At 43.5% G+C, this 26,647-nt stretch carries 24 protein-coding genes; 8 read left to right on the plus strand and 16 right to left on the minus strand.

The genetic code is table 11. The annotated features are described in order from the left end of the window. Window positions 1-6: 6 nt before the first annotated feature. The gene (locus B0I21_RS06570) at window positions 7-1,086 is read left to right on the plus strand and encodes a DUF6695 family protein (RefSeq protein WP_133639679.1); all 1,080 of its coding nucleotides are present in this window, start codon (window positions 7-9) and stop codon (window positions 1,084-1,086) included. Here the strand turns inward: B0I21_RS06570 and ung are convergent. Beyond that, window positions 1,083-1,754, minus strand: a complete 672-nt coding sequence (ung, locus tag B0I21_RS06575) for a uracil-DNA glycosylase (protein ID WP_133639680.1) — start codon at window positions 1,752-1,754, stop codon at window positions 1,083-1,085. The two genes, B0I21_RS06570 and ung, sit on opposite strands and share 4 nt — an antisense overlap. A gap of 103 nt (window positions 1,755-1,857) precedes the next feature. Here ung and B0I21_RS06580 point away from each other — a divergent pair, with 103 nt between their 5' ends. Then, on the plus strand, window positions 1,858-2,397 hold the full coding sequence (locus tag B0I21_RS06580) for a tetratricopeptide repeat protein (protein ID WP_133639681.1): 540 nt from the start codon (window positions 1,858-1,860) through the stop codon (window positions 2,395-2,397). A 55-nt stretch (window positions 2,398-2,452) separates the two neighbouring features. Here B0I21_RS06580 and B0I21_RS06585 read toward each other — a convergent pair whose 3' ends face one another. Together B0I21_RS06585 and B0I21_RS06590 are read right to left on the minus strand one after the other, a co-directional pair. After that, window positions 2,453-2,905: a hypothetical protein gene (locus tag B0I21_RS06585; protein ID WP_133639682.1), complete on the minus strand. Its 453-nt coding sequence runs from the start codon at window positions 2,903-2,905 to the stop codon at window positions 2,453-2,455. Between the two features lie 4 nt (window positions 2,906-2,909). Further along, window positions 2,910-3,383 carry a DUF4293 domain-containing protein gene (locus tag B0I21_RS06590; RefSeq protein WP_133639683.1) on the minus strand — a complete coding sequence of 158 codons (474 nt, stop codon included), beginning with the start codon at window positions 3,381-3,383 and terminating at the stop codon, window positions 2,910-2,912. A gap of 191 nt (window positions 3,384-3,574) precedes the next feature. Between B0I21_RS06590 and truA the strand changes: the two genes are divergently transcribed. Together truA and B0I21_RS06600 are read left to right on the plus strand one after the other, a co-directional pair. After that, entirely contained in the window at window positions 3,575-4,321 is a 747-nt protein-coding gene (gene truA / locus B0I21_RS06595) for a tRNA pseudouridine(38-40) synthase TruA (protein WP_208292278.1), read from the plus strand. Window positions 4,322-4,379: 58 nt separating this feature from the next. Next, window positions 4,380-6,089, plus strand: a complete 1,710-nt coding sequence (locus B0I21_RS06600) for an ABC transporter ATP-binding protein (RefSeq protein ID WP_208292279.1) — start codon at window positions 4,380-4,382, stop codon at window positions 6,087-6,089. A 119-nt stretch (window positions 6,090-6,208) separates the two neighbouring features. On the opposite strand, the gene B0I21_RS06605 is transcribed toward B0I21_RS06600, so the two are convergent. Both B0I21_RS06605 and B0I21_RS06610 read right to left on the minus strand, forming a co-directional pair. Continuing rightward, window positions 6,209-6,532, minus strand: coding sequence for a hypothetical protein (locus B0I21_RS06605; RefSeq protein WP_133639686.1), 324 nt, complete (start codon window positions 6,530-6,532; stop codon window positions 6,209-6,211). A gap of 287 nt (window positions 6,533-6,819) precedes the next feature. Further along, on the minus strand, window positions 6,820-8,937 hold the full coding sequence (locus tag B0I21_RS06610) for a M3 family metallopeptidase (RefSeq protein WP_133639687.1): 2,118 nt from the start codon (window positions 8,935-8,937) through the stop codon (window positions 6,820-6,822). A 182-nt stretch (window positions 8,938-9,119) separates the two neighbouring features. On the opposite strand from B0I21_RS06610, the gene B0I21_RS06615 reads away from it, so the two are divergent. After that, window positions 9,120-9,872 carry an aspartate/glutamate racemase family protein gene (locus B0I21_RS06615; RefSeq protein ID WP_133639688.1) on the plus strand — a complete coding sequence of 251 codons (753 nt, stop codon included), beginning with the start codon at window positions 9,120-9,122 and terminating at the stop codon, window positions 9,870-9,872. Window positions 9,873-9,906: 34 nt separating this feature from the next. On the opposite strand, the gene B0I21_RS06620 is transcribed toward B0I21_RS06615, so the two are convergent. The 5 genes from B0I21_RS06620 to B0I21_RS06640 form a co-directional block, all read right to left on the minus strand. Continuing rightward, window positions 9,907-10,239 (minus strand): Rieske (2Fe-2S) protein, encoded by a 333-nt coding sequence (locus B0I21_RS06620; RefSeq protein ID WP_133639689.1) that lies wholly within the window; start codon window positions 10,237-10,239, stop codon window positions 9,907-9,909. A 118-nt stretch (window positions 10,240-10,357) separates the two neighbouring features. Then, window positions 10,358-12,163 carry a translational GTPase TypA gene (gene typA / locus B0I21_RS06625; protein ID WP_133639690.1) on the minus strand — a complete coding sequence of 602 codons (1,806 nt, stop codon included), beginning with the start codon at window positions 12,161-12,163 and terminating at the stop codon, window positions 10,358-10,360. A 77-nt stretch (window positions 12,164-12,240) separates the two neighbouring features. After that, the gene (kbl, locus tag B0I21_RS06630; protein WP_133639691.1) at window positions 12,241-13,431 is read right to left on the minus strand and encodes a glycine C-acetyltransferase; all 1,191 of its coding nucleotides are present in this window, start codon (window positions 13,429-13,431) and stop codon (window positions 12,241-12,243) included. A 304-nt stretch (window positions 13,432-13,735) separates the two neighbouring features. After that, window positions 13,736-14,983, minus strand: a complete 1,248-nt coding sequence (locus B0I21_RS06635) for an ABC transporter permease (protein WP_133639692.1) — start codon at window positions 14,981-14,983, stop codon at window positions 13,736-13,738. Window positions 14,984-15,080: 97 nt separating this feature from the next. Beyond that, window positions 15,081-15,494, minus strand: a complete 414-nt coding sequence (locus B0I21_RS06640; RefSeq protein WP_133639693.1) for a DUF2147 domain-containing protein — start codon at window positions 15,492-15,494, stop codon at window positions 15,081-15,083. Between the two features lie 351 nt (window positions 15,495-15,845). On the opposite strand from B0I21_RS06640, the gene B0I21_RS06645 reads away from it, so the two are divergent. Then, entirely contained in the window at window positions 15,846-16,193 is a 348-nt protein-coding gene (locus tag B0I21_RS06645; protein ID WP_133639694.1) for a phage holin family protein, read from the plus strand. Window positions 16,194-16,434: 241 nt separating this feature from the next. Here B0I21_RS06645 and B0I21_RS06650 read toward each other — a convergent pair whose 3' ends face one another. Together B0I21_RS06650 and B0I21_RS06655 are read right to left on the minus strand one after the other, a co-directional pair. Further along, a complete protein-coding gene (locus B0I21_RS06650) occupies window positions 16,435-17,847 on the minus strand; it encodes a hypothetical protein (protein WP_133639695.1) in 1,413 nt (470 codons plus the stop codon). Window position 17,848: 1 nt separating this feature from the next. After that, the gene (locus B0I21_RS06655; protein WP_133639696.1) at window positions 17,849-20,305 is read right to left on the minus strand and encodes a TonB-dependent receptor; all 2,457 of its coding nucleotides are present in this window, start codon (window positions 20,303-20,305) and stop codon (window positions 17,849-17,851) included. 87 nt (window positions 20,306-20,392) lie between these two features. Here B0I21_RS06655 and B0I21_RS06660 point away from each other — a divergent pair, with 87 nt between their 5' ends. Beyond that, window positions 20,393-21,325: a helix-turn-helix transcriptional regulator gene (locus tag B0I21_RS06660; RefSeq protein ID WP_133639697.1), complete on the plus strand. Its 933-nt coding sequence runs from the start codon at window positions 20,393-20,395 to the stop codon at window positions 21,323-21,325. A gap of 120 nt (window positions 21,326-21,445) precedes the next feature. Here the strand turns inward: B0I21_RS06660 and nagB are convergent, their stop codons facing one another. Both nagB and B0I21_RS06670 read right to left on the minus strand, forming a co-directional pair. Continuing rightward, window positions 21,446-23,368: a glucosamine-6-phosphate deaminase gene (gene nagB / locus B0I21_RS06665; RefSeq protein ID WP_133639698.1), complete on the minus strand. Its 1,923-nt coding sequence runs from the start codon at window positions 23,366-23,368 to the stop codon at window positions 21,446-21,448. A 121-nt stretch (window positions 23,369-23,489) separates the two neighbouring features. Continuing rightward, on the minus strand, window positions 23,490-24,656 hold the full coding sequence (locus B0I21_RS06670; RefSeq protein WP_133639699.1) for a methionine aminotransferase: 1,167 nt from the start codon (window positions 24,654-24,656) through the stop codon (window positions 23,490-23,492). Window positions 24,657-24,733: 77 nt separating this feature from the next. Between B0I21_RS06670 and B0I21_RS06675 the strand changes: the two genes are divergently transcribed. Then, complete coding sequence (locus B0I21_RS06675; RefSeq protein ID WP_133639700.1) at window positions 24,734-25,402, plus strand: peroxiredoxin family protein; 669 nt, start codon at window positions 24,734-24,736, stop codon at window positions 25,400-25,402. Between the two features lie 52 nt (window positions 25,403-25,454). Here B0I21_RS06675 and B0I21_RS06680 read toward each other — a convergent pair whose 3' ends face one another. Continuing rightward, complete coding sequence (locus B0I21_RS06680) at window positions 25,455-26,069, minus strand: hypothetical protein (protein WP_133639701.1); 615 nt, start codon at window positions 26,067-26,069, stop codon at window positions 25,455-25,457. Then, on the minus strand, window positions 26,069-26,575 hold the full coding sequence (locus B0I21_RS06685) for an RNA polymerase sigma factor (protein ID WP_133639702.1): 507 nt from the start codon (window positions 26,573-26,575) through the stop codon (window positions 26,069-26,071). The genes B0I21_RS06680 and B0I21_RS06685 overlap by 1 nt, the downstream gene beginning before the upstream one ends. Window positions 26,576-26,647 lie beyond the last annotated feature (72 nt).

The raw sequence follows: 26,647 nt of genomic DNA on the forward strand, positions 1-26,647 counted from the left end.
GATTTGATGCAGTTTAACCAAATGGAATACAACGATTTGGCTTTGATTCTTACCTGGCCAGATGCGACGATACGGGGTGACGAAAAATGGATGATGTTTTTTAAAAAAATAGGCATTGTCAAAAACTTGAATTTCAAAGTCGGCCACACCGGTATTGTGATCCTGAAAAGAGATACAGGAGAGATGCTTTTTTACGATTTCGGACGCTACATAACGCCGCGTGGCTACGGTCGTGCCCGCTCAAAATTTTCGGACCCACGCTTGGAAATCAAGTTTAAAGCAACCTTCAAAGGTGAAGAAATAGACAATCTTGAACAGATCATTTTACAATTGGAGCAGCTAAAAAATGCGATGTATGGCGAAGGAATTTTGTATTTCTCTATTGCTAACGGCATTAATTTCGAATTGGCGAAAGCGTATGGTGATGATTGTGTACATCAGGGTACTTACCCCTATGGAGCTGTCGCGAAAAATAACAACAACTGTTCGCGTTTTATAACACGGATGTTAATGAAGGCCTCCCAGAAATACCGGTGGAACCATAGCATCAATTTCCCGGAAACCATCAAGGCCAGTCCTATCAGTAATGTTGTCAATGCGGTTTCTAACCGAATGATCTATTCTTTCACGATCGAGCAGGGTCTAAGACATTTCAAGATGAATCGCTGGCAATCTTTTGCCTTTTTATGGAAGAAGCTAGGGGATAACGTTAACCGGAAGAAGGCGTCGTGTCTACCCAATGACCTCATCATCGGTTATATGCATTTCCCGTCAAAACCCATCAGCGTTCCAAAGGATGCGCAGTATTTGGGCGGCGTAGGTGACGGCGCTTGGTTTTGCGTACAGGCAACGAGCGAAGACAGCGTGATTATTAAGCGGTTTACATCAAAGGGAGATCTGGAATACGTGGTGTTAGGAGAGCCTATGGAGCCGATCAACCTGAAAGAGCCCTTCGAAATCACCTATGACAGCCACCTATTGTTCACGCATATTAAGCAACAAGGCCGCAAAATTCGTATAACCCACATACAAAAGCTTGATATCGCTGACCATCAGTATAAAGGTCTAAAAGAGCGATATGCCTAGACCTGCCAATTTATCGGGGATTTAGCCGCCGCGGCAAGGTAATCATTGGCTTTCGAAAAATGCTTGCAGCCGAAGAATCCGCGGTATACGGAAAGTGGAGAGGGGTGTACCGATCTGAGAATCAAATGTCGTTTGTCGTCTATCAGCGCTGCTTTCTTTTGTGCATAACTTCCCCAAAGGATAAACACCACGTGATCTAACTTTTGGGATACCGTGTGAATGATTTGGTCGGTAAATTCTTCCCAACCCTTTTTTTGGTGCGATGCCGCCTGGTGGGCGCGCACCGTCAGTGTTGCATTTAAAAGCAACACGCCTTGCTTTGCCCAAGCAGTCAAATCTCCAGACTGGGGCATCACGAAGCCCGGAATATCGGTAGTCAGCTCGGCATAAATATTTCGCAATGATGGCGGCAGCATGATACCTGCTGGAACAGAAAATGAAAGTCCGTGGGCTTGCCCATCGTTATGGTAGGGATCCTGCCCCAGGATAACGACCTTAACATCTTCAAAAGCGGTCAGTTTAAAGGCGTTGAATACCAAGTTTTCAGGAGGAAACACGAGCGACGTTTTTCGTTCCTGCTGAACAAACATGGATAATTTTCGCATGAAATCTTGCTTCAGCAATGGCTTCAGTATAGGCTCCCAGCTTGGATGATAACGTTCTGACATACAACAAATGTACAATTTTACAATTTTATAAGCTAAACGAGTTGTATAAGCTCCAAAATAACCGGATATTTGTGGCTAAATTCATCTTTAAAGAAACATCAATATGTCGAATATAGTTCGAATAATCCTGAGTAGTCTGCTGCTTATCGGAACAGTAGTACTCTTTTGGTTTGGACATTGGGGCTTAGGTATCTTAGGTATTTTACTCACGATCCTGGCTTGGGTTACTGTATTTTTTAATGAAAACATGTTGCTCGCCCAGTGGTTCCTGCGTAAGGAAAATATGCCAAAGGCTGAAGCGTGGTTGAAGAGAATCACCAATTACGAGAAACAACTTATCTCTGCACAATATGGTTATTATCATATGCTGTTGGGCATTATCGAATCACAGCGTGCGCCCTTGCAATCGGAGAAGTTTTTCAAAAAAGCGCTGACGCTTGGTTTGCATATGGATCATAACGTGGCGTTGGCGAAACTTAGCCTTGCGGGTGTGGCAATGGCAAAGAGAAATAAGCGAGAAGCGGAAAAATTACTTGCCGAAGCGAAGAAAGCAGATAAAAACAAGTTGCTGGCCGATCAGATAAAAATGATGAAAGATCAAATGTCGATGATGGACAAACAGCAATTCCGCTATTCGCGGTAAACAAGCAAACATAGCGACTGCTCCGCAATAGCCCTATAAAACACAAGAGGTGGATCTACAGATCCACCTCTTGTGTTATAAATTTTCCGATTTCGGCACTATCTTCGAAGACCAGGAGTAGCTTTTTAGGTTTTTTTCCCGCCCAAGCGGCGTATTGAATAGTCAACGGAACCGGTACATTTTCTTCAAATAGATAATGCAGGTAGTTTTGCCGATCGGCGATATTAATCGTTACACGGCCCATCTTCATCGACGCATACAGATGCTGCTGCCCCTTCGTATCCACCACCTGGGTGGCGTAGGTATTCAACTTAAATTCGCGTTGATCCAGTTGGTAAGAGATCAGGAATAAGTCGATCGTTAACGTGTCCTTCTTCCCATTCATAGACACGCTTTTTATATCGATCTGCATGTTGTCGAGCATGTTCTTTCCCTCATTTTCTTGCGCACGCACGCTCAGTCCGAGCAGTAATACAAGGGGAACGATATACCACTTTAATCCATTCATAGCCTTATCGTAAACGATCTGCAGATTTGATCAACTTTTCATCGCGGCGGATACCTCCTATGGCCATCGACAGGAAGATGATGGCAATGGGCAATAAAAAGAAAGCAACACCTATGTTTCCGGCCTGAAGCCGTTGCGAAATTGTATCTAAAACGCTGCTTGCCGAAAAGAACATCCAAATACCTAATAGTACGATCAAGGCAATAGCGATTCCTACAAACAACAGCTGCTTCTTCCTATTTCGGAACAAAAAGATAGTAAGCAATGGGAATGCCGCGACTATGCCGGCGAAGATGGCTTGTAAGATGGAACTATTTTCGCGACTCATCTCATTATTCAATGAGGAATATGTTCCGGTAACAAATATTTGTTTTCCAAGGCCCACCAAGTCAATAAAGCTGACATACGGAAAGACAAACAATCCTAATAAAGTGATTGATGCGGCTAACAACCATAAGGTCTGTATACGTTGAATCATAATGTTATTTTAAACAGCACAACAAATATACTATAAACATCAAAAAATCCAATTTGATTGATGCGCTGTGCGTTTTTATTTATTTATGCAAGCTTGCTAGGCGCTAATTTCCGGTAATGGAATTGTTAGATTCTAATTTATGCGCAGCAGCGTAACCTACTTTTAGCTACCTTTGCACGGTGGAAAATAGCATGCAACGTTTTTTTCTAGAGCTATGTTATGATGGCACCCGTTATCACGGATGGCAGGTGCAGGATAATGCCGTATCTGTGCAGCAGCGGCTTAACGAAGCGTTACAAACGATATTACGTACGACGGTGGAAACTATAGGTGCTGGTCGCACCGATACAGGCGTACATGCCAAACAGCTTTTTGTACATTTTGATGTGGAAGAAAATCAGATTCGGGATCAGACACGTTTCTTACATGCACTAAATTCGCTATTGCCTGCGGACATCGCTGCGCAGCGTTTACTTGCTCTACATCCGGATGCACATGCGCGCTTTGACGCCACAGCGCGGTCTTATGAATACCGTATTCATTTCGGCAAAGATCCGTTTCTTTTAAACAAGTCGTGGCAGCTCCGCGAACAGCCTGATGTAACAAAAATGAATGATGCAGCCCGCTACTTGTTGGGAAAGCAGGATTTTGGATGCTTTTCAAAAAGCAACACTCAGGTGTTTACCAATATCTGCACCGTTACCCGAGCAGAGTGGATCGTCGAACAGGGGCAGTTGGTCTTTCACATTAGCGCTGACCGTTTTCTTCGCAACATGGTACGTGCCATTGTAGGCACGTTGCTTGATATTGGGCTGAAAAACAAACCTGCCGCATCCATTGTTGATGTTATCAACAGCCAAGATCGGTCAAAAGCAGGCACCTCTGTGCCCGCCCATGGCCTCTATTTAACAAGAGTTATTTATCCTTATATTGACTAACAGGTTGAGCGAACAAAAAATATCTGGCAAAACATACGACAGCAAGCTGTTAAAAAGAATGGCTTATTATATGCGTCCATATCAGGGCATCTTTTGGGCATCTGTTATTCTCACGGTGCTGTTAGCTGCCGTGGCTCCAGCGCTACCGCTGCTCATTGAGTATACGCTAGATCACTATATCTTAACATCAGATGCCTCTGGATTGACGACGATGTTAATCGCAATGATGGCCTTACTCATTGGACAAACAGTAATTCGCTACTACCATACACTGGCTACCAACGTTTTGGGCCAAAATGTGATCCGTGATATTCGGATCCAAGTGTTTAACCACATCACCAATCTACGGCTCAAATACTTTGATAACACGCCGCTGGGTAAGCTTATCACGCGTACGATCTCCGATCTAGAGACGATATCCAACATCTTTTCGCAGGGACTTATCCAGATCATTGGCGACTTGCTGCAGCTCGTCGTGATCTTAGGCGTCATGCTCTACACCGATTGGAGTCTTACATTAATTGTGCTCATTCCGATGCCACTTATGGTATGGGCAACCTATATCTTCAAAGAATCCATGAAGTCTGCTTTTGTAGACGTTCGAACTTGGGTTTCGAACCTAAACACATTTTTGCAGGAACATATAAGCGGCATGGCTATCATCCAATATTTTGCACGTGAAAAACAAGAAATGCGGAAGTTTAACGCCATCAACCAGAAACACCGTGATGCCCACATTCGTGCCAACTGGTATTTCTCGATCTTTTTTCCGGTGCTGGAGATCATCTTGGCCGTTGCCACGGGTCTTTTGGTGTGGTATGGCTCGAAGCAGATCTTGGCTAATGCGATATCGCCGGGCGTTGTGGTGGCATTTCTGATGTATATCAACATGATTTTCAGACCTATACGAGAGCTTATTGATAAGTTTAACACCTTACAAATGGGTATGGTATCTGCCGAGCGAATTTTTGAGGTATTAGACACGAATGCCTTCACCCCCAACACGGGTACGCACACGGCCGAACATGTTGCGGGAAGAATAGACTTCGAGCACGTATGGTTTGCATACAACGATGAAAAATGGGTTTTAAAGGATGTTAATTTCACGGTCAATCCGGGCGAAACACTTGCTTTAGTTGGTGCCACCGGTGCTGGAAAATCTTCGACAATTAATATCCTGAGCCGTTTTTACGAGATCCAAAAGGGCACCATCCGACTTGACGGGACAGATATCCGCGACTATGAGCTGAGTCATTTACGGAACCATATTGCCACCGTGCTCCAGGACGTTTTTCTTTTTGCGGATAGTATCTTCAACAACATCACCCTGCATAATCCGAACATCACACGGGAGGAAGTGGTCCAAGCGGCTAAGAAGGTGGGTGCTTATTCTTTTATTATGCGATTGCCTGGAGGCTTTGATTATCAAGTACAGGAACGCGGTGCCACATTGTCTTCCGGACAGGCCCAATTGATATCGTTTATTCGGGCGTTGGTACATAATCCGACCATACTTATTTTAGATGAGGCCACCTCTTCCATTGATACAGAAACGGAGCTTCTGATCCAGACCGCTATTGATAACATGATGCAGGGACGCACAGCTATTGTTATTGCACACCGACTTTCCACCATCCAAAAGGCAGATAAGATTATCGTATTTGATAAAGGAGAGATCAAAGAAATTGGGACGCATGGTGAACTTTTGGCCATCGATGGCTACTATAAAAAACTGTATGACCTGCAGTTTAATTCGCTAAGTATATAGCGAACAGCTCCATTATCTTTTTTGGCTGTTCAGCATAAAAGGGTAATGGAGCTGTTGCAAATTGTGCCTAGCTAACCTATTTTTTGAGAAACGACGACAGGCTACTAGGACTTAGTATCTTAATTGGGATGAATCATTTCATGGATTTGTCGCATGTAAAAACCTTCATTCATTGATTTTGTAAAGTCTATCCACTCCTCATGCGTGAAGGTGAATACAATTTCTCGCACGGGTGTATTTAAAACAATGCGTGCGATACCATCCGGAAATCGGAAAAATTCCTCAACACCCATCTTTTCTTTTATGACATTCCAAAAGCAGCCATACTGCTCTGTATCAAAGGTCAGTAGAAACGTTTGGTGCCAGATGTAACAATTGCCGCAGTGTTGACAGTAACTAACTGATGTTGTTCCGTTCGTACTTAATATGATGGATTGACACATATCTTATTTTTATTTAGAACAAATATAAATAATAATATCACAACTGCAAATGCTTTCGTTTTATTTTCACAGGTTAATTATCAGCCGGCTTCTTGCTGGCTAAATTCATGCGAGGAAGAACACACAGTGCATCGCTGAGCGAATCGACACATCACATACATAAGGAGGGGTTAAGTCTCGAATCAGCAGGCGGAGGAAAGTTACTCTATCCTATATATGTCAAAAGGTCGGAATTTCTCCCGACCTTTCGCTGTGAATGCTGCCCCTCGTGGGGTTTTTGTTGGTTATTAGTTTAATCCGCGCTTTTTCATTAGAAACTCCGGATTAGGATCCGTGCCTCTGAAGGTACGATACATCTCGGCCGGATTACCCGTTCCTCCACGTTCTAAAATGTTTCTTCTGAACGAGGCGGCTGTTCCTGCATCGTAAAGCGACTTTTCTTTAAATGCGGCGAATGCGTCGGAATCTAATACCTCAGACCATATATAGGCATAGTATCCGGATGAATAGCCTCCCGCAAATATATGTTGAAAATAGGTGCTTCTGTAGCGTGGAATAATGGCATCAATTAAGCCGATCTTTTTCATGGCTGCTGCTTCAAAAGCATTGACATCAGCCGGGATAGGTTTCGTTGCAGCATGGTAGTCCAAATCCAACAATGATGCCGCTAAGTATTCAACCGTCGCGAAGCCTTGGTCAAACGTACCTGCTTTTTCCATTTTTGCTATTAACGAATCTGGAATTGCCTCTTTTGTTTTATAATGTTTTGCGTAGGACTTTAATACTTCAGGGTCTGCTGCCCAGTTTTCCATAATCTGTGAAGGAAGCTCCACAAAATCACGTGGCACGGACGTGCCTGCTAAGCTTCTGTATTTCACATTCGATAATAGTCCGTGCAGGGCATGGCCAAATTCATGGAATAGTGTTGTTGCTTCATCAAAAGTAAGCAAGGCAGGGTCATCACCTACAGGTTTCGTAAAGTTACACACGATGGAGATAACAGGCGCCACACGCTTGCCATCTTTCCTGCCTTGCGGACGGTAGGATGTCATCCAAGCGCCGCCTCGTTTAGATGCTCTAGGAAAAAAGTCGGCATAGAGCAAGCCAAGATGTGAACCATCGTTATCTTTTACTTCAAAAACTTCCACATCACTGTGGTATGTTGGCACATTGTTCAACGCAATGAAAGTCAATCCATATAACTTGTTTGCTGTCGCAAAAGCTCCCTCCAGCACCGATGGTAAACTGAAATAGGGTTTTATCTGTGCTTCGTCTAATGCAAAGCGAGACATGCGAATTTTTTCTTGGTAATACCGCCAATCATATGGCGCTACCGTAAACGTATCTTTGGCGGCTGCAATTTCTTGCTGTATGTCGAATGCTTCAGCCTTAGACTTTTCCAATGCAGGTGCCCATATCTTGTTTAACAAGGCATACACATTGCTTGGATTTTCAGCCATTGACTCTTCCAATACATATGCTGCATGGGACGCATAGCCAAGCAATTTCGCCTTTTGCAGTCGTAAGTTAGCAATCTCGACCAACACCTTTTTATTATCATTCTTGTTGTCGTTATTACCTCTCTTCTGGTAAGCTTCCCAGATCTTTTTGCGCAGTTCGCGGTTGTCTGCATATTGCAAAAATGGCATCACGGATGGATTTTGCAGGGTAAATACCCATTTTCCTGCTTTGTCTTTCGCTTTAGCTTCATCGGCTGCGGCAGAAATCAAGCCTGCAGGAAGACCTGCCAGATCGGCCTCTTTATCAATCACTAACTCAAAAGCATTACTTTCCGTCAACAGGTTCTGTCCAAATTCAGTGGTTAAAACGGAGAGTTGCGCGTTGATCTTTTTAAGCTTCTCTTTGTTTTCTGTGGATAGGTTTGCGCCTGAGCGGATGAACCCTTTATAGGTCTCTTCAAGCAATTTCCCATCTTCAGCATCGAGATTAAGTGCTTCCCGATTGTCATACACCGTCTTCACCTTCGCAAAGAGCTTCTCATTGAGCGATATTTCATCCGAATGAGCAGATAGTACAGGCGCCAGATCTTTGTCTATAGCCTGTATAGAATCGTTGGTATTTGCACTGTTTAAGTTACCAAATACTGTGCGCACGTTGGCCAATAAGCTCCCTGCATTTTCCAGTGCTACGATCGTATTATTGAAGGTTGGCTCTTCCGAGCTGTTTACAATCGAGTCGATTTCTAAGTTGTGTTGCGCAATAGCTGCTTTGAATGCCGGACGAAAATGTTCATCCTTGATTTTATCAAATGGCGGAACCTGAAATGGCGTATCGTAGTTGAGTAGTAATGGATTATCAGTCTGTTGTGATGTGTTTTGATCTTGACAGCCTACTACAACTGCTGCCACGACCAAACAAAGGGGGAAAAATTTATTTTTACTCATTACTTCTATTTAAATTTCGGGACAAAGATAAGAATTCAAGGTCGGTAAATACAAAAATAGGCCACAATCTCTCCAGCCCCTTGCTTGGCTGCTTTCCACACAGCAACTTGGCTTCATTTTTGAATATTACAGAAACAGGATTGTTACCGAACAAGCCTATGTAACGTTAAAGAACGAAAGACATGATTGGAATAGTAGGAGGTGTCGGCCCACTTGCTGCGCTAGACATCGCAACAAAGGTTATTGAAGAAACACGCGTGGAGAAGGAGCAAGATCACCTTCCCATTTTACTCTATTCGCAGCCACAGCTGATTAGCGATAGGGCAGCATATTTGTTGGGAAAAGGGGATGAAAACCCTGCTTACGCTATTGCGAGCAACATTTTAGAGTTGGAAAAAGAAGGTGCTACTGTAGTGGCGATGCCTTGCCATGCGGCCCACGCCCCACGTATTTTTGAGGTGGTGCAAGAGGAACTCGATAAAGCGGGCAGCCGCATACGCCTGCTTCACCTTGTCGAGGAAACTGCACATTTTATTAAGCAAGAAGGTGACCTCATACAGGTGGGCGTGCTGGCAAGTACCGTTACAAAAAATACGGGATTGTACCGCAATAGCTTAGCGAAGCATGATCTGCAAGCCGTGGAAGCCGACGAACAACTTCAAGAGAAAATAGAGGCGGCGATCGCTGACCCGACTTACGGCATCAAAGCGGTTTCAGCACCGGTGAGCAACCGTGCGCGGCAGGAAATCATCAATGCCGTAACCGAATTAAAAAAAGCAGGAGCACAGTCCATCATCCTAGGAGGAACGGAATTTAACCTCGCTTTACACGAGAAAGAAAGTGATGGGTTACCGCTCTTTGATCCGAACAGGATACTGGCTCGGGCACTGATCCGTGAAGTTGCAGCACACAAGCTGCGCGATCTGACAAGGTAACGGGATATCTTCGTCACTATGCTGTGCTGCCGTTCTAGAACAACTTCCGCCACCAGCTTGTGGTAAAGCCGACGTACCAAACCCCCTCCACTGCTTTAAGGGGGTAGACCGGGACAAAATTGTTTTGCCCGGCATCGCCTTTTCCCGTGCTTAGATCAAAACGGTGCCGATGATATGGGCAGACCAGCTTACGTCCTTCGCACCAACCTGTAGATAGGTCGGCACCCGCATGTGGGCAACGCGCTGCTGTAGCGTAGACCTGTCCATCGGAGCGCAGTATGCAAATCGCTTTGCCTGCTATCCTTACTTTAATGATCTCTCCTTCTTTTTCCGGAGGAATTACCACATGCCATTCCAGCCTATCCATAATTAAAGATAGGAAACTAACGGCAAAAACAAGAGGAGCTCCAGTCAACTGAAGCTCCTCTTGCTTGTTTATTTATCGTAAAGCCTGTCTTCCTTGTTATTTAAACAGGCTCTTAGATTTACTGGAATTTTTTTGCGTTGATCTTACGATCGCCTTCAGAAAGATAAATCTTGCGCAAGCGCATCGATTGAGGCGTAACCTCAATGTACTCGTCTGCCTGAATATATTCCATACATTCTTCCAGTGAGAACTTGATTGCTGGCGCTATACGTGTATTATCATCTGAACCTGATGCACGCATATTCGTCAATTGCTTACCTTTTGTGATATTAATTGTTAAATCGTTATCACGGATATGTTCCCCTAAGATCTGGCCTTCATAAATATCCACACCTGGATCCACAAAGAAACGTCCACGATCCTGCAATTTATCTATTGAATACGCGGTAGTAGACCCTGTATCCAAGGAGATCAATACGCCCGCCAAACGACCTGGGATCGTACCCTTCCAAGGCTCGTAGCCTTTCAAACGATGCGCCATAACCGCTTCACCCGCCGTGGCTGTTAAGACGTTATTTCTTAATCCAATGATACCACGTGATGGGATAGAGAACTCTAAATGTTGCATTTCGCCTTTAGACTCCATAATTAATAACTCGCCTTTACGCTGTGTTACCAGTTCAATTACCTTACCGGAAACATCGCCCGGTACATCAACGACCAACTCTTCGATTGGCTCGCATTTGACGCCGTCAATTTCTTTAACGATTACTTGTGGTTGTCCTACTTGTAATTCGTAACCTTCTCTGCGCATGGTTTCGATCAATACCGACAAGTGAAGAATACCACGGCCATATACCAACCATGCATCTGGCGATTCTGTAGGAACCACGCGTAATGCTAGGTTTTTTTCCAATTCTTTTTGCAGACGGTCATAGATATGGCGGGAGGTAACGAATTTACCTTCTTTACCGAAGAACGGTGAGTTATTGATGGTAAACAACATATTCATCGTCGGCTCATCAATATGCATTACTTCCAATTGTTCTGGATTTTCAAAATCTGCGATCGTGTCACCGATCTCGAAACCTTCGATACCAACTACGGCACAGATATCACCTGCATGAACTTCTGAAACTTTAATACGGCCTAAACCTTCGAAAACTTGCAATTCTTTAACTCGAGATTTTACTACTTTTCCATCGCGTTTCACTAACGAAACGGGTTGGTTTTCCTTAATCACCCCGCGCGCAATACGACCTATGGCGATACGACCTACAAATGTTGAATAGTCTAATGAGGTAACCTGCATTTGTAAAGTACCTTCAGAAATCTTAGGCGCTGGGATATGCTCCAGAATAGCGTCTAATAAGTCCGTAAAGTCTGTCGTAGGTTTTTTCCAATCTGTTGACATCCACCCTTGTTTCGAGGAACCATACAATACCGGAAAATCCAATTGCTCTTCTGTGGCTCCCAAGTTGAAGAATAAGTCGAAAACATTCTCATAAACTTCCTCTGGACGACAGTTTTCTTTATCGACCTTGTTGACAACAACGATAGGCTTGATGCCTAAACCAAGAGCTTTACCAGTCACGAAACGAGTTTGTGGCATTGGACCTTCGAACGCATCCACTAAAAGCACAACACCGTCAGCCATTTTCAATACGCGCTCTACCTCACCGCCGAAATCGGCGTGACCAGGCGTGTCAATAATATTGATTTTGACATCCTTGTATTTTACCGATACGTTTTTGGAAACGATAGTGATTCCACGCTCACGCTCCAAATCGTTATTATCTAAAATAAGTTCACCAGCATTCTCGTTTTCACGGAATTGATTAGTGAAATATAAAATCTTATCAACGAGGGTTGTTTTACCGTGGTCAACGTGTGCGATGATCGCAATATTTCTGATGTTTTGCATTGAGCGATACTGTATTATAAAAAATTCGAGGTGCAAAGATAATTATTTTGCACCTCAAATTTTTATTTTTTATATTATTATTTTATTACGTTTAATTGTTTGCCCACTTTTGAAAAGGCAGCGATGGCTTTATCAAGATGCTCGATTTCATGTCCGGCAGAGATCTGTACCCGTATGCGGGCTTTTCCCTGAGGGACAACGGGATAATAAAATCCGATAACATAAATCCCTTCTTCCAACATCTTTGCGGCAAATTCTTGCGCGAGTTTGGCGTCGTATAGCATAACGGGCACAATCGGATGGAAACCTGGCTTAATATCAAACCCGGCTGCTGTCATCTTTTCTCTGAAATATTGCGTGTTGCGCTCCAGTTTGTCGCGCAAGGCAGTCGTTTCGCTCAACATATCCAACACTTCGATGGAAGCTCCAGCGATGGATGGTGCTAGGGTATTGGAAAACAAATATGGACGGGAGCGCTGGCGCAGCATATCGATAATCTCTTTACGACCGGATGTGAATCCGCCGGACGCACCGCCTAAAGCCTTACCGAGTGTTCCGGTAATGATGTCTACACGATCGATAACATTAAACAATTCATGGGTACCGCGGCCTGTTTTTCCGATAAATCCGGAGCAATGTGACTCATCGATCATCACGAGGGCCTCATATTGATCGGCCAAGTCGCATATCTTATCCAAAGGGGCGACCGAGCCATCCATGGAGAACGCGCCATCAGTCACGATAATCCGATGCCGCGCACCGGAAGCGGCCTTCAATTGTTGCTCTAAATCGTCCATATCACAGTTCTTGTACCGGAAGCGTTGTGCTTTACAGAGCCGCACGCCATCGATAATTGAAGCGTGATTTAGCTCGTCTGATATAATGGCATCTTCAGGCCCTAGTAAGGGCTCGAACACTCCGCCATTTGCGTCGAACGCGGCAGCATAAAGAATTGTATCCTCTGTGCCTAAAAACGCAGAAATTTTTTCCTCCAATGCTTTGTGCAGATCTTGTGTACCGCAGATAAAACGTACGGAAGACATACCATAGCCATGGCTATCAATCGCTCTTTTTGCCGCGTCAATAACTTTTGGATGTGATGAAAGGCCCAAGTAGTTATTGGCGCAAAAATTAATGACCTCTTCCCCTGTTGAAACCTTAATGTCGGCGCCCTGTGGGGTCGTGATGATGCGCTCCTCTTTGTATAATCCAGCCTCTTTAATAGCGGCAAGTTCTTTTTCTAATGCGGGTTTTAACGTTTTAAACATATGTTGCAAATTAAAAAGTCAAAATTAAAAAGTAAAAATCCAGAAGTTAAAAGTCAAAATTAAAAAGTCAAAATTCAGAAGTTAAAAAGTTAAAAGTCAAAATTAAAAAGTCAAAATTCAGTAGTAACAAGCTAAAATTTAAAAATCCGGAAGCAATGCGTCAAAATTAAAACTAAAAAAGTAAATGTAAGAATTCAAAAATAAGAGCCAATGATCTAGATACTATGATCTAAGTACGTGTATCTAATTGACTGCGAAGATAAAGCTATATTTCAAAAATACGGCATGAAATGAATCACTTAATTTATTCATAACGTAATGCTTCGACGGGATCTAGCTTGGAAGCTTTCGACGCGGGGTAATAGCCCGATAGTATGCCTACGATAATACAGACAGATATTCCCAGGCCCATCCATTGCCAGGGTATAATAAAATCAGCGCCCAGCGCTAAGGCCAATAAGTTGCCTATAGAAATTCCCAGTATAATACCCGCGATCCCGCCTAACACACAGATGACGATGGCTTCCATCAAGAACTGCTTACGGATAACATTGGGCGTTGCGCCTATTGCTTTTCGAACACCGATCTCTCGCGTGCGTTCGGTTACGGACACTAACATGATATTCATTAAGCCTATCGATGCGCCAACGAGCGTGATAAACGCGATAATGATAGCACCCATCGTAACGTAACTTAGGTTTTGCATCAGGATCTGTGCTACGGCATCTGATTTAATGATTTCAAAATCATTGGACTGCTTGGCGTTTAAGCCTCTGATTTTACGAAAAGTCGCTACGGCTTCGCCTTCTGCCGCATCCATTTTGAAAGGATCACTCGACATGACCGTAATAACAAATGACGGGTTTCCACGCGCCATCATGGCACGTCCTCGAGAGAGCGGAACGAAACAAGCTTTATCGGAACCGAAGCCTGCGCTGGATCCTTTGCTTTCCAGAACACCGATCACCGTAAACCTATCGCCGCCTAGGGCGATATACTCACCCAATGGATTTTTATTGTGTTTGAATAGCTTATCTTTCACTTCCTTTCCAATGATAACCACACCTGAAGCATTTTCGACATCTTGCGTGGTAAAATTGCGTCCGTCGGCGAGTTTATAACCGGAGGTCTGGAGGTAGTTTTCGTCGGCACCGAGAACACCAATATTGGGGTTGGTTTTCTCATTTCTATACTTCGCTGTTGCGCCCCAGGTGACGTTTGCATTGAGGGAAACTATCGCTCCGAAGTCAAAATTACGTTTAAAGTCCAGCGCGTCTTGATAGGTAATGGCGGGAAAAACTTTCGCTTGACTCCCCGAATCCCCAATACGCACGTTGACACCCCTATTCCGAATATTGAAGGAATTGGAACCCATGGATGAAAAGGAGTTGGTGAGGGAGCTTTGGATAGCATCAATGGAGGTAAGAACTCCGATTAAGGCCATAATACCGATGGCGATGATCAGTGCCGTAAGGAAGGTACGTAGCTTGTTGCTTACAATGGATTGCAAGGCTAACTTTACATTCTCCCGATAAGACATGTTAACTGACATGGCGCGTTATTTCTACCAAAATACGGGAAAAAGTTAAAAACAGAAAGCGAATCGAAAAAAGTTGAGACCGCAACAAGCGTGCTGCGGTCTTTTGCTGTTAGTCAATTCTTTTCCAAGTCTCTGTGCGGCCGAGTAAGGATACCCCCATGTACCCACGAATATCGAGCTTGTCTTTCCCCTTTAGCGTCATCTTGCAGCTATACGTCTTTCCCGATTTAGGATCATAGATCTGTCCACCGGAATAGGTATCGCCCTCTTTCGTGAAATTTGTCAAGATCTCTAGCCCTTGTATTTTTCTGGATCTTAATTTTTCATCGGGATTTTTCTCATCTTTTTTGTTGGCATCCTTAATCCAGTAAAGCTTACCGTAATATTTATCGCTCTTTTTATAAATTTCGATTTTGCCTTCGCCACTTGGATTTTGCCATTTCCCTACGATAGGATCATTCCCTTGTGCAAAGAGAAATACTGCAATAAATACAGTGAAAATTGTTAATACGATCTTTTTCATATGTATAAAATTTGATTTTGAATGGTTGCCCACTTATGAATCAGTTTCTATCCTAGGACGCCTGTACCTTTCAACTGCGGGCATGTCATCTGTTTCCTGTGTACTGTGCGAACGGGATGAGCATTATCTTTTCAGCCTGACCCTATTTTCTGTTTATAATCTCAGGTTAAATATACATATTTTTCATATGCATGCATAGCATTTGCTGTGTAAAAAAAATTTTTTTATCGGTCTCCGTGAAGCTACATCGTTGATCGTTATTTTTGATTTCCGCGTTTCCGACAAAAACTTGCCTTTTGGCATTTTTTTTGACCTTCACCACATATTATTTTATTGTAAAACACGAAAGTTATGAGATTTATTATCAGTCTATTGCTAACGGGCTTAGTGATTGCCATTGCATCTTTTATTGTACCGGGGGCGCACGTCGATGGTTTTGGATGGGCCATTATCACGGGCTTAGTGATTGGTTTAGTGAATGCTGTCGTTGGTGGCGTTTTACGCTTATTTACTTTTCCACTAAACTGGTTGACTTTCGGCTTGGTATCATTTATCATCACCGTGTTAATGATTATGCTCAGTGACAGCTTGATGGGTAGCAAGTTTGATGTCGACGGCTTTTGGACAGCAGCACTTTTTGCGATCGTCGTAGCTATTATAGAGATGATTCTAGGAAGGATCGGGGGAACTAAAGAGTAGTATCAATAGTTTTTTAAAGCCGCTAGTGAATATTAAGAACTGCATGATCCCGAAACGGTAGATTGCCTTTCTGCGAATTAACAGGTTTATGATATGGGGTTGAAATCTTACACAGGATCTATAGGTTAGACATGATGATCGATAAAATCATCCTTGCATGTTGACGAACAGTCTTATAAGAAGACAAAAGAGGCAAGGAGCGCGCTCCTTACCTCTTTTGTTTCTGTTGCAACGCATTTTGTTAGTATGCGCCTAAATAAAAACTACCTGACTGATTTTTCAATTTAGCACCTTTTGTAATTTGTTTGGTCTTCCAATTGATGAGGTAGAGGTTACCATCTACACCATTTGGTGTCATGGGTACATAGGCATAGTCGCCTGCGACACCAATGTTTTGATATTGACTTAACGTGCCTGTGATAGCTGATATACCCTGCGACGTGTTACCTGATCGCCCTGAAAAGCCGATATCCGTTTGATTTTCCGTTTGCAACTTCGTAGCTGTTCTTGCAGTAAGATCTACCAAAGCGATAAAACCACCATCGACAGTTGCCTCTGTGTACAGCACGACTGCAATACCATCTCTAATATATCGCCAAGCTCTTATGGAAAGGTTATTTGAAGCACCTAATGCTGTTTTCAAGTCGAAATTGTAGCTATTGTCATATTCGTTTGTGGAACCGCTGATGCGCAAGATTTGTGATCCGGATGTTGCTGTAGCTTGGTATACGTGACCATCGGTACCAAGGTACTGTGTCATGGTGCGGTAAGAGTGGTTGTTTGTCTTGCTTATCGCAGGATCAGCATAGATAAGTTTTGGGTTGGCCAAAGAAGGATAGTCAACAACTAAGGTCGCTGTACCTAACTCTCTTACACCGCTACTCCATGTTTGGTTCCCGCTGGTATTAACAGTCGATTTTTTGGTTACATCTGTGCGTGTTAAATTACAGCCAATAAAGACTTTGGTTTTTGCAGCATTTATAACGGGCACATCAATACGGCCAATTTGGTAGCCTGCTTTCGTCTGTTCGGCGGTGAATGGAATAACGAATTCTGTTTGACGCGTGATTTGTGGATTATCTAAATCTAGGATAGCAATTTTCGCAGTGCTTTTAACATCAATAAAGTCTGCATTTGCTCCCGCGGCCGAAGCTGTTATATCCGCTGAAGCGTAAACACCTATACCAACGCCTTCAGCAGCAACCACCCAACGGGGTGCTGTGCCCAAAATAGGTTCTGTATTGACCTCTTCTCCAGTATCGGCAAAATCTTTCCCGCCATTGACTCGGTATTTATTGAATATCCCGCCATCGTTGCCTGTATACTGGATATTGTAGAGGAAGTTTCCGTTGACGGAGCCTTGTACGCGTGCCGTTCGCTGCGAGCGCAATCCGTAACCACTACTGAAAACATTGAGTTCAAAATTAGGATCTTTAGCTTGGTCCAATGAAATGGAATAAGCCATCGTGCCACCATTACCGGCGGTATTTTCCGCATCCGGGAATGCTGCAGTAAGGGTTATTAGGCTTCTTTCCCAAGAGTCTGGGCCAGAAGGTTGGCCTCCAGCAGGCGCATTGTCTTTTTTACATCCCGCTAAGGTAGCAAGCGCTACAGCAGAGCCAAAAGTTAGTGTTTTAAACAAACTAGTTCTCATATTATGATTTATTAAAATTATTAATGGTGTAATTCAACTTTATATAAAAGGCGCGTCCCGGTTTTTGAACACCGAAATTGTCGTAAACCTCCGCATTGAACAGGTTCTTACCATCCAGACTGATAATGAGCTTGCGGTTAGGAAAACCATAACTCACACCGAAGTCGTGGGAAAATTGTGCCGGTGTTGTAAACCATTCCGATTCGATCCAAATCGTGCTAAAGGGTGCTACGTATCCGGTATTGTAATACATGTTTAAAATTGATTTCCGTTGCAAGACATTATCAAACCTGTATTGCAGGTTACCATTAACTGTAAAAAAGGGCTCGTTCGGAACCTGCAAATCATACAGACTATGGGGGTTACCACGCTCATCTGTTTCGACCTTAAACAGGGAATTGAATTTAGAGAAGTTGACTACGGCATTTAACCGATTATCAAATACATAATTAACTTCCGCTTCAAATCCGATAGACTGTGTACGGGGTAAATTCACGAATTGCGTAACCTGTATATCCTCTACCTGATTTTCTCGGCCTTCGATGACGGGGTCTGTCCGTGTTTGTTGAATGATTTTATCGTAACCGTTTCTCCAAAAGGCGTTCGCATATAGCGATACTCTATGGCGTTCATTGTTTGCTATTTGATATCGCGCTCCCAGGTTGTAATTGACCGAGACTTCCGTCTGGATATCTGGATTTGGCAATAAGTTGGCCTCTGGTTCGCCAAAGATCTGCCGATCCGTGGGCACAACAAAGGCTTTTTCAGCAGACAGCAATAAGAACCCATCGCGGATAAACTGATAGGAAAGTGCTCCGCCGAAACCTTGGTTGTCTCTCGTATTGGTGGTTCTAAGGTAGTTGATTACACCAGCAACTTCATTTTGCGGAGCCAACTGTATAGATTTTACCGATGAATACTTGCCAAATATATTGGACCTCAACTTTGCATCGAACCATTCTGACTCATAGTTAAGCGCAAAAATATTGGTGATGATTTGGTTATTCGTGATCCAGCGGCTTCGGTCAGGGTTTAGCAGATCTTGGTCATCACGTTTGGAATTTTCGAACACGTGGTTTAATGATACGCGATGGCGTTTCGTTATGTCGTAAGATAAGTTTGACCGGATGTTGGATATTGTTCGATCAATGTCGGTGATTACGGCATCGCCCTGCTGTCCGCGCCCCGGAACATGTGGAAACGGCTTGGAAATACCATCTTGATTTGGCGGTGCCATAATCACTGTACCATCCCAATTATAGGGCTGACTCACGGTATCTTGCAAATACGTGGAACGCATACTGTGTACCGCATTTACATTCAGCCCCACACCGGGTAGTAAAAAATCTTTTTTGATATAGTTCAAACTCAGTACATGTGCTTGATACTCATTAAATCGCCCGACGTAGGGTTTTGTCATTGTGATACCGTGTGGCACCTCTTTATACGTATCGGAGATATTATAACCGATAAAAAACTGATCGGCCCATTTCACATCGGTGAAACCAAATTCAAAGCGTCCGCCTATGGTTTCAAATTTATCGTTAGCTCGCTTTGTTCTGTAATAGCGTTGCACGCGTTGGGTCGGTAAGGTATATTTCGAGAACTTGCCCCACATTTCATAATCGTTGTCGGAATGACTAAAAAACCCAGATGCGCGGACTGTAAATCCATTGTTTTGATTTCGGTACAAGCCGCCTACATCCGCCCGGTATGTATTGAAAGATCCGTACGACACCGATGCCGTTATATTATTTGCCGAGGCATCTTTCTTCATAATAACGTTGATTGCACCACCGATGTAGTTACCGCTTAAATGTGCAGGAAGCACCCCTTTGTAAACCTCTATCCGTTCAATCATGGCGGGAGGTATGTTGTTTAAATTAAAAGAGGAACCGTATGTTGAGATTGCTATGCCGTCCAAAAAAATGCCGATCGTGCTTCCAGACATCCCATTGAGGTTATAGTCAATCGGCGACCCTTCACCGCCGTTTTGCCTTACACGAACACCTACCGTGCGATCCAATAACTCATTTGTTGTTAAATTTCGGAGAGAAGCTTCCTTCGTTTCAATAACGGCTACGGCAAAGCCACCGATCTCCATATCGCGCTTTTCGGTATTGCGGCTAACGGTAACTTCTTCTATTCCGACGACTCCCTTATCCTGCACAGCCATGTCAAAACGTTGATTTGCTTGGTTGACGGTGGTGGTAAATTGCTCTTTGTTCACTTCGACAGAAGTAACCTCAAACTTTTGCTTACCAAATGGCACTCCACGAAACTCATACTTACCCTCGGCATTGCTCATCGTCGCCATGCTACTCCCGATCAGCTTTATAGAAGCTTCGCTAACTGGCTTGCCTTCTTTTGTTGTGATATATCCGTATAGCAGCGAAACTTGAGAAAATGCGTCAAAAAATATTATTGTTAAAAGAAATGATAAAAATATTTTTTTCATTATTCGAGATTAATACAGTATATTGGCCGATCTTTAGAACAAGTCTAAATTAACCGTTGCAAAAATAGAATTAATCTAAATAGCAAAATGATAAGATTGGAAAATAAACATGTAGATTCCGAAAAATATGTCAATACACTTCCGCATCCCAGGTTTAGCAAGTTACAAACCCTGCTGCATTATGTTGTACTCGCTGAATGCGCGGAGTTAAGCATCGTTTTCCCTACCGCTGGTTTTCTTAATATCCTGTGTGGCGAACAGCATTCTTCCTTCTTTTACCACATTGATGCGGAACGCTTTCCACTGGGAAACGAGCAGAACGTGATTCAGCGCATTCAGGAAGCTCAACGTCTTATTATACAAAACCAATCGGGCGTGCAGCATATTGTTGTGGTCTTTATCCCGGAGCATTCGCTTCCTGATTGGGCTGCTCAAGCAGATGTGATGTCTTACATAGCAGATAATAGCCGGTTAAATCTACTTAAGGCTCGGGTTTTAGAGCTACACTTTAGCAACAACATTGCTAAAGACATACGAATCCAGAGTCTCTTGCTTGACGCGCTAGCGCTGCAATTGGAAAGTGTACAGCACAGCTGCACGTCTACCATACAAACGAGTCTTCTGGAAAAGATCATACAAGCGCAACAGCTTATCGACAAAGACCTAGCGAAAAGTTTTACGATTAGTGAATTGGCCAAAGCAGTGGGCACCAATGAGCAGTACTTGAAGAAGTATTTTAAACAGCATTTAGGTAAAACCATTATGCATTATACGTTGGAAACCAAAATGCTGTACGCTAAGAAATTGATTATGAGTGGTGACTATCGGATTTCGGATATCGCACGGATGACTGGCTACAAACATGCTACCCATTTCAGCATGAGTTTTAAGAAATTTTTCGGCATGCTTCCCACCGCCTTACGCTATGCCTTATTGGTGTGGCCAAGCAGTCTTATTGAATTTGTAGAGATAGAACTGCTTGTCTTTCTAGAATCAAGCAGCACACTCACCTTCTGCTAACTCCGTTTTCGATGCCAAATAGGGTATTGCCTATTTCTATTTGCGGGGGGCGACAAAAACGCCAGCACCTGGAAGCAAAAAAGCCCGCCGAGGCGAGCTTTTTCATTATCCGTATAGCTATTAATCAAATTTCCAACGCACGAAGGCTTCGATAGCTTCGTAGTCGGCTAAGCCTAATTTATGGTAAAGTTCGGCTGTTTCACTCGTCCGATCTTCCGCCCGCACCCAAAATTCACGTGGATCATCGCCCGGGAAAACCGGAACATCTTTCTGCGATTGGTGTTTAAAGATAGCTAAACGCTTACGCTTAACTTCCTGCGGCGAAAGTGGTACGGCCATCTCGATCTCGTGGATAGGATATTCGTGCCAAGCACCCCGATATAACCACAACCAACAATCTTTTGTCCATTCATCTGTCTTCGACAAACGCCTAAGCGCTTCAAATAAAATATCGAAACAAACTTTATGTGTACCATGTGGATCGGCAAAATCGCCGGCCGCAAATACCTGATGCGGCTTTACTTGGCGCAAAAGCTCCATCGTTTGTGCAATATCGTCTTCATTGGACACTTCTTTGGAAAATTTCCCACGATCGTAAAACGGCAAGTCTTGGAAATGAATATTTTCATCTGGCAGGCCTACAAAGCGAGCTCCGGCAATGGCTTCACCTTTTCGGATCAAGGCTTTGATTGTCCGGATGATTTCCGGATCAACTTGGTTCGGTTGCTTTGTCTTGAAAAACTCACGTGCTTCCTTATAAATTTTGGTGGTTACACCGTTGTCATCATCTACTGCAACGGCGAAATCCTGAACAAACTCCAGGTATCGTAGCACGTCATCATCCCACACGGCGGTGTTACCCGATGTTTGGTACGCCACATGTACATTGTGACCTTGGTCTGCTAAACGGATGAATGTACCCCCCATGGATATTACATCATCGTCGGGGTGTGGCGAAAACAGAATAACGTTTTTACGGGCTGGTTCAGCGCGTTCCGGTCTACTGGAATCGTCTACGCCGGGCTTTCCACCAGGCCAGCCGGTAATCGTGCGTTGCAGCTCGTTAAAAATCTTGATATTTATATTATAGGCCGGGCCTTGCTCTGTTACCAGCTGAGCCATACCGTTGTTATTGTAGTCTTCATCGGTAAGCTTCAAGATCGCTTTGTTCAACTTCAATGATAACCAAACTACGGCTTTTTTTATCACGGTATCAGTCCACACCACTTCGTGCGCCAACCAAGGCAGATAGAAGCGCGTCAATTGTGAAGCGGCATCTTTATCCAACACGAACTCTACTTTGTCTGACAATTGCAGGAAGGTAGCAGGAATGTCGGCGGAGATCTCACCTTCTACCGCTTTCTTCACGATATCGGCTTTCTTCTCGTTCCAGGCCATCAGGATAATCTCCTTTGCTTTGAAGATGGTTCCCACACCCATTGTTATCGCCTTTGTAGGCACATTCTCCTTACCCCCAAAGTCACGCGATGCATCTCGACGCGTCAGGTCATCCAGAATCACTAAGCGGGTTCCCGAGTTGGGCGCTGATCCGGGCTCGTTAAACCCGATGTGTCCTGTCCTGCCGATCCCCAAAATTTGGATATCTAAGCCGCCTAAATCTGATATTTTATGCTCATAAGCTTCGCAAAAAGCCTGAATTTCTTCCTGCGGCAAGGTACCATCCGGGATATTGATATTCTCCTTCGGAATATCGATGTGGTCAAACAGGTTTTTGTTCATGAAGGTCACATAACTTTGGTCAGCGTCCGGTTTCATGGGATAATATTCATCCAGATTGAACGTGACCACATTGCTAAAGCTAAGCCCCTCTTCTTTGTGTAAACGAACGAGCTCTTTGTATACCTGAACAGGAGTAGCTCCCGTCGCTAATCCCAATACTGCCTTCTCACCTTTCTTTTGTTTTTCCGTGATAATTGCGGCTATGCGATTCGCCACATCCACAGAGGCTTCGCTTTGCCCGGGGTATACTTTTACCGGTACGCGTTCAAAGCGTGTTTCCTCTAATAAATTTAATCTTGCCATTAATAAGGAGAATTATATTGTTAACAACCTGAATAACAAATTTAAAAAATAAAATCATTCAAAAACTAAAAATCACGCGAAATCCTGCAAAAAAATGCAGGAACCGCATCGCAATCGATTGTCACACTATCTTATGGAGCAAATCAATAGCTTTAGCAAGGGTTGTTTGGTCTTTGGCAAAGCAGATCCGAACCAGATTTTGCTCGCAGGAGGCACTGTAAAATGCGGACACGGGAATGGTCGCCACGGCATAATGTTCTGTCAAGTATTTTGCAAAATCGAATTCGGAAAGCTGGCTTACCGCACTGTAATCCACCAAAAGGAAGTACGTGGACTCGCTATTGATCACGCGCAACGGAGAGCCTTGCAAACCCTGTGTCAAAAAATCGCGCTTTTCTTGAAAAAAGCTAGGGAGAGAAAGATAGTTATCGCTGTTTTTCAGATAGTCCGCAATAGCTAACTGCATAGGTGTATTGGCGCTGAACACATTAAATTGATGCACTTTTCTGAATTCATTGGTCAGTACAGATGGCGCAATGACATAGCCGAGCTTCCAGCCCGTCGTATGCAAAAGCTTACCAAAGGAAGCCACCACATAGCTCCGCTCCCGAAGCGACGGATAAGCCAGTATGGTTTCGTGTGCACGGTTGTCAAATACGATGTGTTCATACACCTCATCACTGAGTAGAAATGCTTCGCTTTGCTTTAATAGAGACTCCAGCTGCATGAGATCATCCCTACGCAGCATTTTTGTGGATGGGTTGTTCGGGTTATTGATGATCAGCAATCGCGTTTTGTCGGTTACCGCAGCCCGCACAGATTCCCAGTCGATTTTAAAATCTGGCGCCAGCAGGCGGATCGGGACAACCTTCCCTCCAAACAGCTCTACGCTGGGACGATACGAATCATAAGCCGGCTCAAAAATGATCACCTCATCACCTGGTCGGATGAGCGTGGCGATGGCTGTAAAAATAGCCTGCGTAGCGCCCGCGGTAATGGTTATTTCGGTTTCGGGGTGAACATCCAGCCCATACATGACATCTATCTTTTGAGCAATGCGCTCCCGCAAAGCCATCATGCCGGCCATCGGCGCATACTGATTATAGCCTTTTTGCATATAGGTGTTTACCAAGGCTATCAATTCTGGCGACGCTGGATAATTGGGGAAGCCTTGCGAAAGATTTATGGCTTGATGCTTTTCTGCTAGGGCAGACATCTGCGTAAATATGCTGAGCATTGTATCGGGCAGTTTCGACTTTATAGCTGGGTATTGAAAGGATTTTGTCATTTTACCAAAGAGTTACTCCACTAAAGTAGTGGATTATTTATATTTGATCGTACAAACGAATAAAATAACGTCATTTCATGAAAAAAATAATTCTTATCGCTCTTTTTGCGCTGCCCTTCTTCTTATTCGCACAAACGAAAGAGGAACTGATCGCGCAGGTGAAAGCCAATCCTAAAAATATTGAGACCTTAAAAACGATACAGCGTGTAGGTGGATACTACCCGGAATATAAAGAACTTCGAGCCTTGTATAATGGTCTTGACAAGTCGGTAAAAAAATCGAAGGAGGGCAAGGCTTTCGACTATTACCTTAAGCGGTTGGAAAGCACATCTGTTGGTAAAAAAGCGCCCGGCATCACACAGCTGACACCGGAAGGCGAGCCTTTTTCGTTAACAGACTTGCGCGGTAAATATGTACTGATCGATTTTTGGGCCGCGTGGTGTCCTGATTGTAGAAAGGAAAACCCGAATCTGGTGAAGACCTACGCTGAATTTAAAGATAAAAACTTCGAAATCTTGGGCGTGTCTTTTGATCGCAAGTTGGAAGACTGGGTAAAAGCCATCAAGAATGATAACCTTACCTGGAAACATATTTCGGATTTACAGTCTTGGCAAAATGCGGCTGGCACGTTGTACGGCGTTCGATCAATTCCTCAAAATATCCTTGTTGATCCAGAAGGTATTATCGTGGCGCGTAATCTTCATGGTGAAGACCTCAACGTGAAACTTCGGGAGTTATTAAAGTAGCGAGCGCAATTGCTGCGAGCATTTCCTACACGGGCATGCTCGCAGCAACGTCTTACGATCCCTCTTCTATCCGAACCAATTCCTCGTAGTTTTTATCTAATTTACGCACCAGTCTTCTATACAGTATCTTGTAGTACACTTTGACAAGAAGAATAAACAGCCAGCAAAACAACGATATAAACACGACCATAAATATAATTTGAAAAATTATATTTCCGGCAGTTTTATCAATCAGATCCATAGCCATCATCTCGATAGTGACAAAGGCAAACGTAAAGATAATGGAGTATATATTAAACTGAATGTAGTGGTTGACATGCTTTCTCGTGTTTAGAATGGTTTCCAGCAAAATTTTGGTGTTCGTCGTGTTCTTTATATTGCGGTAGCTTGCAAAGAAATTATAGATAAAATAGCCGATAACCACATAGAAAACTACAGAAAACACAATGTAGACCACATTGTAAATGGAGGAATGCATTCGCTCGTCTGTTGGCAAGATAAATGCCCAGACAATGCCTAGTGCTAGTTCGATGACACTAATGATAAAAATCCACTTCACAATAGAGGAAGAACTTTTGTAAAGCATGCTTTTGATTTGCTCTTTATCTACTTTAGGAAAATTATTATCCTTATTCCAATGCTGTTTCAGTAAATCCAATCCATCCATTATATACCTCCTTGCTGATTTAACATACTTTTTAATTTCGTTTTTATCCGGTTCATTTTCACGCGTGCATTTACTTCGCTTATCCCGAGGGTCTCGGCTATTTCAGCGTAGTCTTTGTCCTCCAAATACATATAAACCAAGGCTTTTTCAATGTCATTTAGTTGCCTTACCGCAGCGTACAAAAACCGTAACTGCTCTTCTTGTTCATCATTATACTCCTCATAACGAATATTTTGCAGCGTATGGTCGAGCTCTACGGTGGCGATACGCCGCTTTTTCGTTCTGTATAAAGAGATTGCTGTGTTTAGAGAGACTCGATATGCCCAGGTCGAAAATTTAGATTCCCCTTTAAATTTTGGGTAAGAATGCCACAACTGGATGACCATTTCCTGAAACAAATCTTTGTGTGCCTCCAAATCTTCCGCATATAGCTTACAGATTTTATGGAGGATATTTTGGTATTCCTCCAGCAAGTCTACAAATTCCGTTTCCAGATTATTAATCATATAAGGCTATATGTCGAAGGTAAGAACAAGTTGTTACAATTAGCTATGATTATTTGGAAAAATAATCTGCGT

The organism is Sphingobacterium paludis (genome assembly GCF_004364125.1).
Lineage (GTDB): Bacteria > Bacteroidota > Bacteroidia > Sphingobacteriales > Sphingobacteriaceae > Sphingobacterium > Sphingobacterium paludis.